Below are 16,373 nucleotides of genomic sequence, written 5' to 3' on the forward strand. Positions count from 1 at the left end.
TAGACTACAAAAATAGTGTTTTTTTATTATACACATCATAAAAAGGCTTCTCATTTGAATGGAAAACTTTAATATTTATTTTATTTAAAACGGTTTTTCTTCGTGATTATACAGTTATTTGCCGTTTATCTAAAGCTATGAAGAAATTCCAAGTAATTCTTTTGCATACAAAAAATGACATCTCATTTCTGAAATGTCATCTAAAATTCTATTTAAACTTAAATTAATTAGCTTTCTCCCAAACCTGGGTTCTTCCTAATAAAGATAATCCTAAGTAACCCCTTACGTTCAGTTTATCACCACTTCTTGTAATGGTACATTTATAAGTTTTTCCTGTTTTAGGATCAGTAATTGTTCCTCCTGTGAACTCATCACCGTCTTTTTTCAATCCTCTGATGATCTCTAACCCTACAATTGGTTTTCCTTTTCTGTCATCCTTACAAGCTGTACAGTTAGGATCAGCAGGCTTTATCAACAATTGGGAAACTTTCCCATAGTATTTACCGTCTGATTTTTTGTACACTTCAACAATAGATTTTGCCTGTTTTGTTTCATCATCTATTGTTTTCCACTTACCTTCTATCTGTGCAAATGTAAGCACACCGCAAAAAGAAAGCGCGAACGTTAGCAATATTTTTTTCATATTTCTTATAGTTTTAATTTTTATACAATATTCTTATCTACGTATTGATAAAAATATAAATTAATTTTCAACGAACAAAAACTTTTGTTATACAAAGCATAAAGAGGTGTATAAAAATAAAAAGCTGATTCACCGCTTATACTTTTTGTTTTAATTGAGCTTTCTGTTAATCACCCTATCCATATAATCCTGATACCAGGCTTTTGCCGTTTTCTTTCCAGCTTCAACTTCAGGGTTTTTAACCTCATTTAGAAGGTTTTTTTCAAGGCTCAGATCAGATTGAGCATATACTCCGATGATTTCTTTTCCGTCAAAACGATAAATATAGTTTCCAATCATGAACTGATCTGTACTTCCATCTGAATTTACGATTATAAAAGGATATTTTTTATCACTTACCAAACTTCTGCCCCAGCTTCTGATTGGTTTGTTGTATCCTATAAGATCCGCCAATGTAGGATAGATGTCTGCCTGCTGTGCTATTTCCTGGCTCACTCCTTTTAACTGATATTCAGGATTCGGAGAATAGAAAATCAATGGAACTGCATAACGGTTCATCGCTCTTTCGTATTCAGGATAATACACCTGATTGGTATGATCTCCGGTGAAAACAAAGATCGTATTGTTATACCAGGGCTGTTTTTTTGCGGTTTCAAAATATTGTTTGATCGCATAATCCGTATACTGCATCGGCTCATGTATTTCAATTTTCCCTTTTTTAAATTTACCGTTATATTTTTCAGGTATTTTAAAAGGATGATGTGATGAAGCAGTGAACACCGTAGTCATGAAAGGTTGTTTCTTCCCGACATTTTTAGCAAAATACTGAAGGAAGGGCTCATCCCATATCGCCCACATTCCGTCGAAGTCTTCATCATGATTGTATTCTGTTTTTCCGAAATAGTGTTTAAATCCTAAAATATTTCCAAATCCAAGGAATCCCATAGAACCATTTGGTGCTCCATGATAAAAAGAAGTATCATACCCCAGATCATTACAAACAGACACAATAGACTGAATTTTCTGGTTGGAATAAGGCGATCCGGTAAAAGCGTCAGTAAGACTCGGAATTCCGGCCAACACGCTGCTCATCCCGTGAATCGACTGTCTTCCATTCGCAAAAGTATTGGGAAAAATCAGACTCTGGCCAGCAAGGCTATCTATAAACGGAGTGTAAGAAACGTAATCTTTAATATTTTTATCTTTATTAAAAGCTCCGGAATATTCTCTCCCGAAAGACTCTACAATGAAAATAACAATATTGGGACGGTTTTCAACTTTTCTGTCATATACTTTATAAGGCTGTACATTTTCTTCAATATATTTTTGATCTACGAAATGAACTTCCTTAAAATTATTGGTATTTAAAGTCCTGAAAAAGGAGAATGTACTGTTGAGCACCATATTTCCCTGCAATGGATTCGTTACAAAACGGGTAGCATCCACCATATTAATAGGTCTGGTACTGTGTTTAAAATCTCCTCTGATTCCTCCTACAACCAAAACAGCAGTGATACACAAAGTAATAATGGACGTAATAAAATAAGGAAGCAGTTTCACAGGTTTACTATCTTCTATTTTTACTCTTTTGTAAAGGAAAACCCACAATCCCATTAAAACAATAAACCAAACCAGTACAAAAGGATGCTCTCCTACGGAAATCATCATCGTTTGGGAAACATTGGATTCATGCTCAGCTACCTGAAATACTGCAGAAGTAAGTCTTGCCTGTGAAAATTTATAGTAAATAAAATCCCCGAAATTCATGGCATACGCAATTCCGTTGGTGATAAAGTACAGCCAGAAAAGAATTTTCTGAAAAATCTTTTTTGTATTGATCACTAAAGGCAATAAACTAAGGAGTATAAATAATGCATTGACGTATAAAATAGCAGTGGTATCGAAAGCTGTACCATGGAAGGCCAGCTTTATATATTCTGAAACAGAGTCAACTTTAATCAGATCTTTATTAAAATACCAGAATAAAAGTCTGGCAATCTGATAAAAAACATAGGCTAAAAAAATCCTGTAAACCAATACCAGAACTTCCTGTTTTCTCAATCCTTTTAAAAATTTCATGGAGCAAATTTACATCAAAATCACTTTAATGCATTTTTTAGTGCAGATTATTTTGAGTTAGAATTTTTAAAAATTGTAATTTTGTGTTTATGAATTTTATAAAGAATAATCTGGCCAATGCCTTAACCCTGGCTAACTTATTTGCAGGCTGCATAGGAGCAATACATCTAATTTTAGGAGATTATCAGACTACAGCAATCTGCCTTATTCTCTCTTCGATTTTCGATTTTTTCGACGGCTTTGTAGCGAGAGCATTAAAATCAAATTCCAATCTGGGGCTTCAGCTGGATTCTCTTGCGGATATGGTAAGCTTTGGAGTAATTCCGGGACTTACGATGTATAAAGCTCTTGAGCCTTTTGGTGCTGAGCTTCTTGGCATTCACTTTCCGTTTGAAATCAAGTATCTCGGATTGATTGTTACCGTATTTTCATGCCTGAGACTTGCCATCTTCAATCTTGATGAAGAGCAGCGTTATTATTTCAAAGGATTGAATACGCCTACCAATACTGTTTTACTGTTTGGTCTCTACTATGCGTTTAAAGAAACCGGAACTTTTAGCTTTTTGTTCGATAATGAACTGTTGCTGATTTTACTGACTCTTCTTACGTCATGGCTTCTGATCAGCCCGATCAAGATGATGGCCATGAAATTCAAATCCAAACAATTAAAAGACAACTATCCTAAAGTAGTATTACTGGTAGGAGGAATTGCCATTCTTGCGATATTCCAGGTAGTAGGAATCCCAATGCTCGTTATTTATTATATAGTAGTCTCCCTTGTTTTTCAGGGACAGTTAAAATAAAAATTAAAGAATTTACATAAGGTTTTTACAGCCTGATTTTAAGTAAAACACATTTTCAAATTATTAATGATCAACATGAATTTAAAACTCCATAAACCACTTTGCATTTTTGACCTTGAAACAACAGGAACCAACATCGGAAAAGACAGAATTGTTGAAATCTGCATCTTAAAAGTAAATCCTGATGCCTCCAGAGAAAGCAAAACATGGCGCGTCAACCCGGAAATGCTTATTCCTAAAGAAACCAGTGAGATCCACGGAATTTATGATGAAGACGTTAAGGATGCTCCTACCTTCAGAGACATTGCTTCTAAAATTATGGAAATGATTACCGGAAGTGATCTGGGAGGATTTAACTCCAACAGATTTGATGTTCCGCTTTTGGCTGAAGAACTTTTACGAGTAGGAATGGATTTTGATCTGAGTAAATTCAGATTGGTAGATGCACAGACTATTTTCCATAAAAAAGAACCTAGAAACTTAGGCGCTGCTTACCAGTTTTACTGTGGAAAAACATTGGAAAATGCCCATTCTGCGGAAGCTGATGTAATGGCAACCTTTGAAGTTCTGGATGCACAAGTAGGAAAATATGATGATATTCCGAATGAGATAGCACCGCTAAGCGAGTTTACATTCCATAATAAGAATGCAGATCTTGCCGGATTTATCGGATATAACGAAAAAATGGAAGAAGTCTTCAACTTTGGAAAATATAAAGGCCAGGGTGTGAAAGCTGTATTTCAAAAAGATTTAGGATATTTCGGATGGCTTCAGAATGCTGACTTTCCGTTGTATACGAAGAAGGTTTTTACAAAAATTCAACTCTCAAGCAGATTTTAAATATGTCTGATCTCGTTCGTTTTAAATTTTATGAAACTGCCCTTGAAGCTAACAGGGACAAGCAGATATTGGCTGAAAATGATATCAACAGCTTCATTGCGAATGAACAGCTAATCCAATCGGATTGGCTTCTGTCGCAGGCCGTAGGCGGTATACAGCTTCAGGTATTTGAAGAAGATCTGGAAAAAGCCAAACAAGCATTACAGGATTATAAGGATAATGAACAGTATTCGCTGGAAGTAGAACACACTATTGAAGATCCTGAGTTTGATTTTGTATGTCCAAAATGTGGTTCTAATCATATTTACAGAGATGACAGCGCAACCAGTTTCTTTGGAATTTCTTTTCTGACGAGTCATAAATTCAAATGTTATTATTGCGGGAATGAATTCACCCATTAATCAATAAGAATTAATACACTTTACCCCATCTGATAAAAGATTACTTCGTTTCTTGCAATGGCGAAGTCAAAAAAATAAATAAAAAGAGTTATGAAAATTATCTGCATAGGAAGAAACTATAGTGAGCATGCAAAAGAATTAGGGAACGAAATTCCTGAGAATCCTGTTATCTTTATGAAGCCTGATACAGCGGTTCTGAAAGGAAATGATTTTTATATTCCAGAATTCTCAAATGATATTCACTACGAGCTTGAAGTGGTATTAAAAATTTCCAAGGGAGGAAAATATATTCAGAAAGAAACAGCAAACAAGCATTATGAAGAAATAGGTCTGGGAATAGATTTCACAGCCAGAGATCTTCAGAGTGAGCTAAAATCAAAGGGACTTCCGTGGGAGCTTGCCAAAGGTTTTGATGGTTCTGCTGTGGTAAGCAGTTTCTTTAAAAAAGAAAGTTTTACTCTTGATAATCTTCAGTTTTCATTATTAAAGAACAAAGAAAAGGTACAGGATGGTAACACAAAAGATATGATGTTCAATTTTGATGATATCATTGCTTTTGTTTCTCAGTATTTTACATTAAGAGTGGGTGACCTTATCTTCACCGGAACTCCAAAAGGAGTTGGAAAGGTAGAAGAAAATGATATTCTGGAGGCTTATCTCGAAGAGGAAAAAATCCTTGATATCCGAATATTATAAGTATTTAACATCAGAGTTTGGCAAATTTTCCCTATCTTTAGGTAACAAAATTAGAGGTTATGATAAATATTGTATTACCCGTAGATTTTGGGGACAAGACAGACCAATTGGTAGACGGTGCCATAAAATTTGCAAAACAGCTTAACGGCAGAATTTACCTTATCCATGTAGCGCCATCAGATATCGGCTTTGCCATTGGTGATATGGGATTTCAATATTTTCCGGAAGTGGAAGCCAATGAAATCAGAGAAGAACTGGTACAGCTTAATAAAATTGAGCAAAGAATCATCGCTCATGATATTGATTGTGAGCACCTTTTAAAACAAGGGCTTGCCAAAGATATTATCCTGGAACATGCAAAGGAAAAAAATGCAGATTATATTGTGATGGGATCACATGGCAGAAGCGGAATTTATGATGTATTTGTGGGAAGTTTAACCAAAGGAATCACAAAAAGTTCAAATATTCCTGTATTGGTACTTCCAATTCACGACTAAGAAAAAGAAATTTTAATCGTTAGTAATAAAAAAACCGATCAAACCCTATTGTTTGATCGGTTTTTTACTATATAACCAATTAATTAACCTTCTTTTTTGTAGATATTCGGATCGTAGTAAGGATTCTTACCTTCCGTTGGAGAATAATAGTCTTTGTCTTTGTCTCCACCTAGTGTTACTACAAGTACATAGCACCAATAAGTAAATAATACACAGCAAACTGCAAATAAAATCCAGTTTAAAACATTACCGAAAGTATCAAAGAAACCGAAAGTCCATTTGAAAACTTTACTTAAGAATAGAAAGAAAGACGTCATTATTTTCCTTTTTTAAATTAACTTTGTACAAATTTATAAAAAATGTTTAAATTACTTTCAAAAGAAAGCAATATTTTTTCAATTCCTGTTTATATTGGTTTTCTTCTTTTAGTAGTCATAATATTTAACATACTGAATTTCAACACTTATGAAGCTATTGTTGCCGGAATAACTTTTCTGGGAATTGCTTTGGGATATTTTTGTTTTCACAGTATTGCCCTTAATTATCAGACTCATCTTCCATTATTCTTATATACTTTTTTCATTTTCGGGCTATATCCCGGAAATCTGGATATTGGGATTGCTGTTTCGCTGCTTACAAACTCCTTTCTTATCCTTCTTCTGACAAGTGCGGATGAAGATATCAGAAAGAAGTCGTATGTATTGGTAGGATCTATTGTGGCATTGAATTTTATTTTCCTTCCTACCACCTGGCCGATGGCTGTTTTTGTGATCATTCACGTGATTGCTACCTCTGCCAAAATCACTTTGAACCTATTCAGATTCCTGCTGGGAACTGTTCTGATTACCTTCAGTTATTTTTCTGTGATGTATTTTTTTCAGTTCACTTCCTGGAATATAGATTATTTTCCGTTTGGAAAGATGAAACCCGTAACGGATTACACGGAGCTTCTGCCACTGATTCCTGTGGTTCTGATGCTTATTTACGCGGTATATGACCATTTTAAAAACTATAATAAGAAAAGCCCGATAAGCAGGTACAAATATACTTTCCTGTTGGTCTTTTCGATGGCACAGCTTGTTTCCATCATCCTGTATATGAATAAGAGCTATGAATATCTGCTGCTTCTGGCGTTCCCTTCAAGTATTATTTTAAGCAGAATGATGAGGTTTTTACCTAAGTACTGGATACGTGAAGCCAGTGTATGGCTTATTATTATTAGCTTACTGACCTTTAAAGCAGGTACAGTTTTTGATTTATTTTAAAAAATTATGATTCAGATAGACGATAAATTGATTTCTGAGGAAATTTTTTCCGAAGAATTTGTTTGCAACCTTACGAAATGTAAAGGTGCATGTTGTGTGGAAGGAGATGTAGGGGCTCCGTTAGATAAAGACGAGCTTGAGATATTGGACAGTATTTTTGATAAAATAAAACCTTATCTTACTCAGGAAGGCATCAAAGCCCTTGAAGAACAAGGAACATGGACTACTGATCCGCACGACGGAATGTATGTTACTCCTATGGTGGAGGACCGCGAATGTGCTTATGTAACGTTTGACGAAAAAGGGATTACCAAATGTGGTATTGAAAAAGCCTATGAAGATGGTGCTGTAGACTGGCAGAAACCAATTTCCTGCCACCTGTACCCTATTCGTGTTACAGAATATTCTGCATTCACTGCTTTGAATTATCATGAATGGAATGTATGCAGCGATGCGTGTACACTTGGAAAAGAACTTCAGGTTCCTGTCTATAAGTTTTTAAAGACGCCATTGACAAGAAAATACGGAGAAGAGTTCTACAATGTTCTAAGTGAAGCCGCTGAAGAATGGAAAAAAGAATATGGTTCTTAACCAATCAGGATTTGAATGAAATAACAAAAACCGCAGATTTCTCTGCGGTTTTCTTATTGTAGGTAAAAAAGTACGGCTAGTTAGCTGCTCCTACTTTTACAGCAGTTACTTCTGCTTTTTTAGTTTCATCTTTTTTAGCTTTTTCCCAACCGTCTTCCGGCATCAAAGTCGCTACAATTCTACCTTTTGTAAGGTATTTTTTAGCAACATCCTGAAGATCTTTTACGGTAAGTGCCTTTACTTTTTCCTGGTAATTCAGGATGTCATATTTATCACTTCCGTCTAATTGGTTTTTAGCAATAGCATTCATCCAGAACATATTGTCTTTAAGTTCTGTTTTATTATCATTGTATTCTCCTTCTTTATACTTATCCAGATCTTTCTGCTCAGGGCCGTTATCAATCAGCTTCTGAAGCTCAGTAATAGCACTCTTGGTCAGTTTATCTGCATTTTCCGGACCACAAGGAAAGTTAATTCCAAAGCTGTAAGTACCATAAGGAATTCTGTTCATTCCTCCTCTTGCACCTCCACCGTAGATACCGCTTTCGTCTTCTCTCAATTTCTCGATAACTTTTATGGTAGCGACTTCTCCAAGAGCAGATAATGCTAAAGCTTCTTTTTCGTTGTAAGGTGCTTCTCCACTATACGAGATAGATACCATACTCTTAGGATCTTTTCCTTTTTTATATACTTTTGTATAATCTCCGGTGATTGTTCTGTATCCGGTATCTTTGAACATTGTAGCTTTTCCTGATGATGGCAGGCTTGCAATATACTGAAGGACTTCATTTTTAAACTTCGTTTCGTCAATATTTCCTACGAAATAGAACTGGAAGTTTCCGGCATTGGCAAATTTATCTTTATAAATATCGTATGCTTTTTTATAGTCTGTATTCGCCCAGTCTTTTTCCATTGGGAATACCCCAATAAATCTAGGGTTCTTCTGATTCATAAATTTTGCATGCTCATTAGAGAAATAAGCCTGAGGATTAGACAACAGGTTATTCAGCATTGCAGACTGTTTTTCTTTATAGGCATTGAAGGAAGCCGGATTGTAATTTAAGCTTGTAAAATAAGCATACATAAGCTCCAGGGCCGTTCCTAAATCTTTTTGGCTTGTTCTTCCGGAAACACCTTCAAAAAGAGAGGTTACCATTGGATTTACATTCACCTGTTTACCTGCAAGATAATTAGTAAGGTCTGCTTTAGAGAATCCACCCACTCCTGCTTCTGTTAATGCAGAGAATGCAAACTGTGTCTTATTGTAATCAACATCCGGAATAAGAGAACTTCCTCCTAAGCTTCTTGCAGTAAATACAATTTCGTCATCTTTAAAGTCAGTTTTCTTGAAAGTCACTTTAGCACCGTTGCTTAATGTCCACGTTGTTGTTCCCAACTTGGCATCCGTTTCTGTTTTAGCAATTTTCCCTTCAGATTTGAAAGGTTTTACTAAATTTTTGATAGTAGCCTTTTCTTCATACGGTTTTAGATCAGCCATTTTTACAGCTTCGAATGTATTCATAACCATGGCTTCTGTAGGCATAGCTACATTATCTTTCTTAGGCCCTGTGATTACAATGACCCTGCTGTCATCTTTCACCATTTTCTTGATGATTTCGTTGGTCTGCGCAAGGGTAACAGATGGCAGGAAAGACTTGGTATCTTCATATTCCCATGCAATTCCAGGCATTGGTTCCTGCTCCAGGAAGTTTCTTACATACTCATCTACAAGCATGTCACTTTCTGTTTTATCTTTGTTATTATAAGATCTTTCAAGGTTGGAAAGCACCTGAGATTTCGCTCTGTCAAGTTCAGACTGTGTAAATCCGAATCTTTTTGCTCTTTCAACCTCTTCCAATAAAACTTTTAACGCATTCAGCTGGTTTCCTTCTTTCACCATGGCAAATCCCTGGAAAGCTTCCTTGCTTCTTGCATAGGTTCCTCCATGATATACTGATCCGAAAGTAAAAGGTGGATTTGTAGAGTTGATCAGTTCTCTCAATCTGTTGTTCAGCATCGTTGTTGAAAGGTTTTCCACAAGACTCTGATTGTACTGCTCTACTGTTACATCCGGCTTGTAGGCATCAGCATCTTTCATGATAAACTGTACCATAGAATTGGTAGCATCAGGATCTGTTTCAATCGCTACCAGTGTTTCTTTATGATTCGGAAGATCAAAAGATTTTCTTTCTCTCGGTTTTGAAGGGTTTTTATATTTACTGAAATTATCCTTGATCTTTTTTTCAATTTCATCCACGTTGATATCTCCTACTACTACAATTGCCATCAAATCCGGTCTGTACCAATCCTGGTGGAATTTTCGGATAACATCAGGCTTGAAGTTTTCCAATACTTCTTTTTTACCGATTGGAAGTCTTTCTGCATACTGAGATTTATATAAAAACTTCGGAAGATATTTATCCATCATTCTTTTATCTGCTCCAAGACCTAATCTCAGCTCTTCCAATACCACTCCTCTTTCTTTATTGATCTGTTCATCAGAAAGGGTTGCATTAAAAGCCCAGTCCTCCATTACTTTCAGTCCGGCATCCAGATTTCCTGGTTTATCCAATGGAACAGGAAGCATATAAACCGTTTCGTCAAAGCTGGTATAAGCATTAAGATGCTGACCAAACTTTACGCCGATGGACTGTAAAAAGTCTACTAATTTATTATCTGGAAAATTTTTGGTTCCGTTGAAGTTCATGTGCTCCATAAAGTGAGCCAATCCCCTTTGATTTTCATCTTCAAGAATAGATCCGGCATTGATTGCCAAACGGAAATCTACTTTTTTTTCCGGTAAGGTGTTTTTTTTGATGTAGTACTTCATTCCGTTGGAAAGGGTGCCAATTCGTACAGAAGGATCCACTGGAATATTCTGTCCAAAGGCATTTGCCGACATCAAAAAGATGACCGCAAATGAAGATAAGACTTTTTTCATGGTATTTGATTTTATTTACAGCTTAAAACTACCACTTATTCACAATGTGAGGAAATTACAGATTCTATTTTATAGTTAAATTTGAGTTAAATTTATTTATATACTAAAAAAACCGGGAAATACCCGGTTTTAATATCTTAAAAAGCAATTTTCTATTTAAAATCAGCATCCGTAACTCCGGAGTTGATCACAATTTTGGTAGTTTTAATTGTCATTTTCTGACCTCCACCTTCAGCATCTACTTCGGCAGGGAACTGTATTCCATCTACTGTCATATAGCTTTTGATTGTAGCATTTCCTTCTCCTGCATTGGTTTTATACAGAAGTCCTGTTCCAGCATCAAAATAAAACTTGCCTTTGTCTGAAGACAATACATTATAATCTTTTCCGTCTAATTTTTCTGTGGATACGTTTGGAAAATTAGAAGCATCAAAAGCTAAAGCATCAATTGGCTTTCCTTTTTTCAGCTCAGCAATCTTATCAGCAGGAATATCTGTTTTATTTCCCATCTGATCAAAGTACCCTTTCTCACCGTCAAAAAGCTGAATCATTTCTTTCCCCATCAGCGATTGTACAGACTTGAATTTATTTCCTAATTTTTTAGTCGTCATTTGAATTTCCATTCCCTGCACAGAAACCGTGTTATCAGTAATGGTAGATTTTATAGCTTCCAATTTATCTTTTCCTCCTAATGCTTTGAAATAATTGTCAACAACTTCTTTAGAGGTAAGTTTGGATTTTACAGCTTCTGTTTTAGCAGATGCAGCCCCTTTCTTCTGAGCCGCTGCCGGTACTGAAAAAAGTACAGCACAGAAAAATGGAATGATGATCTTTTTCATATTTATAATAAAGTTTAAAGGGTAAATATAGGAATATTGGCGGACATACATACCGGAGCAGAAATAAATAATACATGAGCGTTGATGAATGATCAATAAGAACACATGAAACAAAAACAAGAAAGATCATCTCACCAATAATCATGGTACATTTGGTGTAATTCCTATACATAGATTTATAACAAAAAACCGTCAAAAAAAATTGACGGTTTTCAAATATTTATATCTGAGTATAATTATTTCTTAAGTTCTTCTAAAAATTCGTCGTGAGAAATTTTAGTTTCTTTTTTGCTCGCTTTTTCAAGAATTACATCTTTCAATTTAGCCATAGCTACTTCAGAAGAAATTTGTCTTACCTGCTCCTGGTCTTTCAACATTTCAACAGCATATTTTTGGATTTCTTCATCACCAAGGTGGTGAATTCCATAGATTGCCAATTGATTTTTAACTAACTGCTCAGCCTGAGCCAATACATCAGCATAGTCAAGGTTGATTTCGTTTTCAGTCATCAATTTACCTTCGATGATCTGATATCTCAATTGGTTTTTCTCAGCTTCAAGAATTTCCTGAGCCTGTGCTTCAGACTGGATGTTCTGGTTAGAGAATAATAACCACTTCACAAGGAACGTCTCAGGAAGTTTTACTTCTTCTTTATCAGTTACCTGCTCTAATACTTTATTCACAAAGTGAACATCAGCATTTTGCTGGAAGTACTCGTCTAATTCAGTTTTCACTTTATCTTTAAGCTCCTCTTCAGTCTTAATGTTTCCTTCTCCGTATACTTTGTCGAATAAGTCCTGGTTAAGCTCAGCTAAATTTAATGTATAGAAGTCTTTTACTTTTACTTCTAATTCATTGTGGTGTAAGTGCTCAACTTCTTCTTTGCTGAATCCTAATTCTTTAGCTAACTCTTCGTCACCTGCAAGAGTTTCTTTCGTTACTTTTACAGAACCTTCCATTTTCAAACCTTTTACCAATTTGAAAGCTTCTTTGTTTTCAGCAGTAATGGTAAGGTTTTTTGGGTGGTGGTGGTGCTCTCCTTCAGCATCTTCTTCCACAACCTGAGAAACTTCTAAAGCAATGTAAGAATCTTTAGTGATTTTATCTTGAGGAACCTGCTCAGCGAAACGCTTCTGCATGTTTTCAATACTCTTGCTGATTTCTTTGTCAGAAGCTTCTACTTTGTAGTGAGGAGCTTCATACTTAGCTAAATCTATAGTGAATTCAGGCTCATATCCAACTTCGAAAGCAACTTCTAATTGATCAGCATTGTAATCTAATTCGTTTACTGGCTGAGGAACAGGCTGACCAACTAATCTTAATTTGTTTTCATTAACATAGTTGTTTAAAGCATCAGAAACTTGTCTGTTGATTTCTTCGAATGCAATACCTGCTTCATATTGTTTTTTAACCATACTCAAAGGCACTTTCCCTTTTCTGAATCCAGGAACTTGCGCATTTTTAGCATAATTAATCAACTGCTTCTCTACTTTTTCTTTGTAGTCAGATTTTTCCAATGTTACTGTAAGCAATGCACTTACGTCATCATGGTTTTGTGCGGTAACCTTCATTATTGATTAAAATTTTAGGTTGCAAAAATATGAATTTTTTATGAAAATCACCCATTTAAAATCAACTTATAACGCCAAATATTGTTAAATAAAAAACCACCGGAGAATTCCGGTGGTTCAAACAAGATTAAAGGTATATTAATTAATAATATTATAGTTGGCTTGTGCATCAGTTTCACCTCCTGTATGAGTTCCGTAAATCACTCCGTTTCCACTTACAGCAGAAGCTTCAGAAACGGTTACAGGCTCATGGAATAATGTAAGAACCAGCTGACTAGGTACAGATGTATTTTTTACGGCAGTATTTACCACCCATTTTGTTTTTAATCCAACACGGCTACCATCACCTCTTGTAGAGCTGGCATCGTCTGTACGGGTTAAAGTGATATCAGAGTTGGGAAAGTTATATACCAAGAAATGTTCGTCTTTTGCATCTTTAATTTCCTGAGTAGCATCTTCGTCACCATTCTTAAAAATAACTTCTACATTATAAGTATGGCCATTTATTAATTTAACATTAGGATTGGTTGTACTATTCACCTGGTAGTCATATACAACGGGAGTTCCTGTAGCAACATCTGTAACTTTTAAGAGAACATCTGAAAGTTCTTCCTGAGGAAGATCATCTGCTTCATCATCACTTCTGTTGCATGAAGTTAAGCTTAAAGAAACAGCTAAGAATAAAAGTCCTAAGACAAGTGTTGTATTTTTAAAAATATTTTTCATTTTTTTGATTTTAAGTAATTAAAATTGATATTTAAAAGTTAAAATAAAGTTTCTTCCCATTTCGTTGGAAAAGAAACGAAGTCTGTTCAGGTAATCTCTGTAAGACTTATCGAATACATTTCGAACTGAAAAATCAATTCCGAAATTTTTAGACAGATTTACCCCTGTCTGAATGTTCCAAAGCGAATATCCGTTTGGAGGTGTAGAAATATCTACTTCCTGGTTGTAAGCATTTCCGTCGGAATCAAATAATCTGATTGGAACGTTATAAGTTGGAAATCTTGTTTGCTTTAAATAAGTATTATTACTTACTGTAAAATAAAAACCTTTCCATTCTTTTTTATTGAATTCCAGTGAATTATTAAAATTCGGAGGCATCATGAGAATAAGCGGGACATTGTGAGTTGTATCCTGGCCATAAACATAAGATCCGCTTCCTTTATAAGTCAGATTATCTGTAATTTTAAGCTGGGCATCAATATCTAACCCATACATTCTTGCATTGATCTGCTGATAGTTATACACTACAAAAGCTCCTCCCCACTGTGTATTCTGATATCCTGTAGGAATTTGATTGATAAAATTCTGAGTATAAAAGAAGTAAGGGTTTACCGAAATGTTTAATCCTTTCAAGACATTTGCTTTTACATCTGCCACTAAATTAAACTGATGTCCTGTTTCACTTTTCATTCTCATATCTCCTCTTTCAATAATGGCTGCTGAATGGTGAAGTCCGTCTGCAAAAAGTTCTGCAATATTTGGAGACCTTGAAACTCTTGCATAATTGAATTTCAAATCAAAATATTCAGATGGATGATAGACAATTCCTCCGTTCACTGAAATATTATTATAACTTAAAGATGGCTTTGTAAGAATTCTGTTTTGGTTAATTCTTACAACAAAGTCTGAATAATCTGCAGCATATTGTTTATTCCAATCGCTCAGATCATACCATTTTGTTACATCATAATGATCATAATCGTATCGGCCTCCCAATTCAAAATCCAATTGAGGAGTAATTTTATATTTTAGTACAGAATAAATTCCTGCATAATATCTGTCATAGTTTGGAACAAGGCGTCTTGCCTCCGTCTGAGTATTGGAATAGTTGTTTTGATATCCTGCATTAATTCCTGTTTCAAGATTCCATTTTCCTCTTTCTATCAGGTGATTCACGTTCAGATCATTGGTTATAAGCTCAAGATCCAATGCCGGTTTTTTACTAAGCTGTTCCGTACGTCTGATATCATATTCTTTTCTATGATTGTACTGAAAACTATAAGTAGCCGTTATTTTTCCGAAATTTTCAAACCTTTTGTAAGCTGATACTTTGGCAATATGATGTTCAATTTCCTGTTTAGGATTATCAATATCATAACTAAAATCTCTTTGGTAAATTGGCTCTGATTCAGTAAGAGCATTACGCAGATCTTCTGAATTTCCAACATGAGAGCTTCTAAGAATTCCAACAGTGCTTTTTGTCAGATAATAATCAAAAGAGAACCCTTTTTCAAATGTCATCTTCTGAACTCCAAAATTAAATCCGGAACTTTCAAGCCCTGTATTCATCAAGCCATAATCCGGCGCTTCAAGATCTCCCAGTTTTTTATAGCTCCCATTAGTTTTTATTGCCCAGCCATTTTCCCAGGTTTTTGCAAGTTTTACATTAAGGTCAGCCCCTCTTCCGTTAGAAATCCCGGAAAGAGAAACATTTCCCATGATGGTATCTTTTTTAGGCAAGATCTGAGGCTGTAAAACAACAACTCCACCTATGGCTCCACTTCCATATTTCAAAGCAGATGCTCCTTTTATTACATCAATATGTTCAAAATTATTAACATCTACATTGGGAGCATGTTCTACTCCCCATTCCTGTTCGGCAAGTTTTACTCCATCATTCAGAATGGAAACTCTACTTCCATAAAGCCCATGAATAATAGGTTTTGCAATATTGTTCCCCGTTTTCAGAACGTTAACACCAGAAATATTGGTTAATAAATTCCCTAGGTTTTCGGTAACATTTCTTGAAATCATTGATTTATCAATAGTTTTCACAACCATGCTTCCATTGTTCTTGTGACTTCCGTGAACTGTAACAGTTTCGATGTCTTTGACGTGATGTTCCAGTGTAATAACCAGCTGAACATTCTGATCAACTCCTATATTTTCAGTATAATCATTGCAATCAGGATGTTGTGCAATGAGTGTATACTTTCCTGCAGGAATTTTGTCAAAAGAAAATTGACCTTTCTTGTTTGTTTTAGCTGTAAGGTTTCCGATTTTAATCACAGCATTTTCCAACATGGTTTTATCATGAAAATCCTGAACGGTTCCTTCAACAGTATAGGTTTTTTGTGCACTTATAAATACTGATCCGCAAAAGATCAGCAGCAGGCAATATATCAATTTCATTGTAAATAGATTGATTGCGTACCCTTTTCAATAGGGTACATTTTCGTTAAAATTTGTGGGAAGGGTTAA

The 16,373-nt window shown here is 35.3% G+C and carries 15 protein-coding genes; 7 read left to right on the top strand and 8 right to left on the bottom strand.

What is annotated here, in order from left to right:
- Window positions 1-223: 223 nt before the first annotated feature.
- On the bottom strand, window positions 224-643 hold the full coding sequence (locus KYG33_RS10430; protein WP_219073193.1) for a DUF2147 domain-containing protein: 420 nt from the start codon (window positions 641-643) through the stop codon (window positions 224-226).
- A 150-nt stretch (window positions 644-793) separates the two neighbouring features.
- Window positions 794-2,722 carry an LTA synthase family protein gene (locus KYG33_RS10435; RefSeq protein ID WP_077419148.1) on the bottom strand — a complete coding sequence of 643 codons (1,929 nt, stop codon included), beginning with the start codon at window positions 2,720-2,722 and terminating at the stop codon, window positions 794-796.
- A gap of 89 nt (window positions 2,723-2,811) precedes the next feature.
- Here KYG33_RS10435 and KYG33_RS10440 point away from each other — a divergent pair, with 89 nt between their 5' ends.
- The 5 genes from KYG33_RS10440 to KYG33_RS10460 all read left to right on the top strand — a co-directional run bounded on the left by KYG33_RS10440 (window position 2,812) and on the right by KYG33_RS10460 (window position 5,959).
- A complete protein-coding gene (locus KYG33_RS10440; RefSeq protein ID WP_077419147.1) occupies window positions 2,812-3,525 on the top strand; it encodes a CDP-alcohol phosphatidyltransferase family protein in 714 nt (237 codons plus the stop codon).
- Window positions 3,526-3,600: 75 nt separating this feature from the next.
- The gene (locus KYG33_RS10445; RefSeq protein WP_077419146.1) at window positions 3,601-4,365 is read left to right on the top strand and encodes a 3'-5' exonuclease; all 765 of its coding nucleotides are present in this window, start codon (window positions 3,601-3,603) and stop codon (window positions 4,363-4,365) included.
- A gap of 2 nt (window positions 4,366-4,367) precedes the next feature.
- On the top strand, window positions 4,368-4,766 hold the full coding sequence (locus KYG33_RS10450; protein ID WP_077419145.1) for a putative signal transducing protein: 399 nt from the start codon (window positions 4,368-4,370) through the stop codon (window positions 4,764-4,766).
- 90 nt (window positions 4,767-4,856) lie between these two features.
- Window positions 4,857-5,462: a fumarylacetoacetate hydrolase family protein gene (locus KYG33_RS10455; RefSeq protein ID WP_180564489.1), complete on the top strand. Its 606-nt coding sequence runs from the start codon at window positions 4,857-4,859 to the stop codon at window positions 5,460-5,462.
- Between the two features lie 59 nt (window positions 5,463-5,521).
- Complete coding sequence (locus tag KYG33_RS10460; protein WP_047386643.1) at window positions 5,522-5,959, top strand: universal stress protein; 438 nt, start codon at window positions 5,522-5,524, stop codon at window positions 5,957-5,959.
- 83 nt (window positions 5,960-6,042) lie between these two features.
- Here KYG33_RS10460 and KYG33_RS10465 read toward each other — a convergent pair whose 3' ends face one another.
- On the bottom strand, window positions 6,043-6,276 hold the full coding sequence (locus tag KYG33_RS10465) for a DUF6341 family protein (protein WP_047386641.1): 234 nt from the start codon (window positions 6,274-6,276) through the stop codon (window positions 6,043-6,045).
- Window positions 6,277-6,318: 42 nt separating this feature from the next.
- On the opposite strand from KYG33_RS10465, the gene KYG33_RS10470 reads away from it, so the two are divergent.
- Complete coding sequence (locus KYG33_RS10470) at window positions 6,319-7,224, top strand: DUF6427 family protein (RefSeq protein ID WP_219073194.1); 906 nt, start codon at window positions 6,319-6,321, stop codon at window positions 7,222-7,224.
- A gap of 6 nt (window positions 7,225-7,230) precedes the next feature.
- Entirely contained in the window at window positions 7,231-7,815 is a 585-nt protein-coding gene (locus tag KYG33_RS10475; protein WP_077419142.1) for a DUF3109 family protein, read from the top strand.
- Between the two features lie 76 nt (window positions 7,816-7,891).
- Here KYG33_RS10475 and KYG33_RS10480 read toward each other — a convergent pair whose 3' ends face one another.
- From KYG33_RS10480 to KYG33_RS10500, 5 genes are all read right to left on the bottom strand, one after another.
- Entirely contained in the window at window positions 7,892-10,756 is a 2,865-nt protein-coding gene (locus KYG33_RS10480) for a M16 family metallopeptidase (protein WP_077419141.1), read from the bottom strand.
- A gap of 152 nt (window positions 10,757-10,908) precedes the next feature.
- Window positions 10,909-11,595: a hypothetical protein gene (locus KYG33_RS10485; RefSeq protein WP_077419140.1), complete on the bottom strand. Its 687-nt coding sequence runs from the start codon at window positions 11,593-11,595 to the stop codon at window positions 10,909-10,911.
- A gap of 236 nt (window positions 11,596-11,831) precedes the next feature.
- A complete protein-coding gene (locus KYG33_RS10490) occupies window positions 11,832-13,166 on the bottom strand; it encodes a trigger factor (RefSeq protein ID WP_077419139.1) in 1,335 nt (444 codons plus the stop codon).
- A gap of 138 nt (window positions 13,167-13,304) precedes the next feature.
- Window positions 13,305-13,892: a hypothetical protein gene (locus KYG33_RS10495; protein ID WP_077419138.1), complete on the bottom strand. Its 588-nt coding sequence runs from the start codon at window positions 13,890-13,892 to the stop codon at window positions 13,305-13,307.
- Window positions 13,893-13,910: 18 nt separating this feature from the next.
- A complete protein-coding gene (locus KYG33_RS10500) occupies window positions 13,911-16,304 on the bottom strand; it encodes a TonB-dependent receptor (RefSeq protein ID WP_077419137.1) in 2,394 nt (797 codons plus the stop codon).
- Between the last annotated feature and the right edge of the window lie 69 nt (window positions 16,305-16,373).

The organism is Chryseobacterium sp. D764 (assembly GCF_019317325.1).
Lineage (GTDB): Bacteria > Bacteroidota > Bacteroidia > Flavobacteriales > Weeksellaceae > Chryseobacterium.

Bases quoted from the DNA above. Each gene is read 5' to 3' on its own strand.
- KYG33_RS10430 (WP_219073193.1), bottom strand. From the start codon at position 643: ATGAAAAAAATATTGCTAACGTTCGCGCTTTCTTTTTGCGGTGTGCTT.
- KYG33_RS10435 (WP_077419148.1), bottom strand. From the start codon at position 2,722: ATGAAATTTTTAAAAGGATTGAGAAAACAGGAAGTTCTGGTATTGGTT.
- KYG33_RS10440 (WP_077419147.1), top strand. From the start codon at position 2,812: ATGAATTTTATAAAGAATAATCTGGCCAATGCCTTAACCCTGGCTAAC.
- KYG33_RS10445 (WP_077419146.1), top strand. From the start codon at position 3,601: ATGAATTTAAAACTCCATAAACCACTTTGCATTTTTGACCTTGAAACA.
- KYG33_RS10450 (WP_077419145.1), top strand. From the start codon at position 4,368: ATGTCTGATCTCGTTCGTTTTAAATTTTATGAAACTGCCCTTGAAGCT.
- KYG33_RS10455 (WP_180564489.1), top strand. From the start codon at position 4,857: ATGAAAATTATCTGCATAGGAAGAAACTATAGTGAGCATGCAAAAGAA.
- KYG33_RS10460 (WP_047386643.1), top strand. From the start codon at position 5,522: ATGATAAATATTGTATTACCCGTAGATTTTGGGGACAAGACAGACCAA.
- KYG33_RS10465 (WP_047386641.1), bottom strand. From the start codon at position 6,276: ATGACGTCTTTCTTTCTATTCTTAAGTAAAGTTTTCAAATGGACTTTC.
- KYG33_RS10470 (WP_219073194.1), top strand. From the start codon at position 6,319: ATGTTTAAATTACTTTCAAAAGAAAGCAATATTTTTTCAATTCCTGTT.
- KYG33_RS10475 (WP_077419142.1), top strand. From the start codon at position 7,231: ATGATTCAGATAGACGATAAATTGATTTCTGAGGAAATTTTTTCCGAA.
- KYG33_RS10480 (WP_077419141.1), bottom strand. From the start codon at position 10,756: ATGAAAAAAGTCTTATCTTCATTTGCGGTCATCTTTTTGATGTCGGCA.
- KYG33_RS10485 (WP_077419140.1), bottom strand. From the start codon at position 11,595: ATGAAAAAGATCATCATTCCATTTTTCTGTGCTGTACTTTTTTCAGTA.
- KYG33_RS10490 (WP_077419139.1), bottom strand. From the start codon at position 13,166: ATGAAGGTTACCGCACAAAACCATGATGACGTAAGTGCATTGCTTACA.
- KYG33_RS10495 (WP_077419138.1), bottom strand. From the start codon at position 13,892: ATGAAAAATATTTTTAAAAATACAACACTTGTCTTAGGACTTTTATTC.
- KYG33_RS10500 (WP_077419137.1), bottom strand. From the start codon at position 16,304: ATGAAATTGATATATTGCCTGCTGCTGATCTTTTGCGGATCAGTATTT.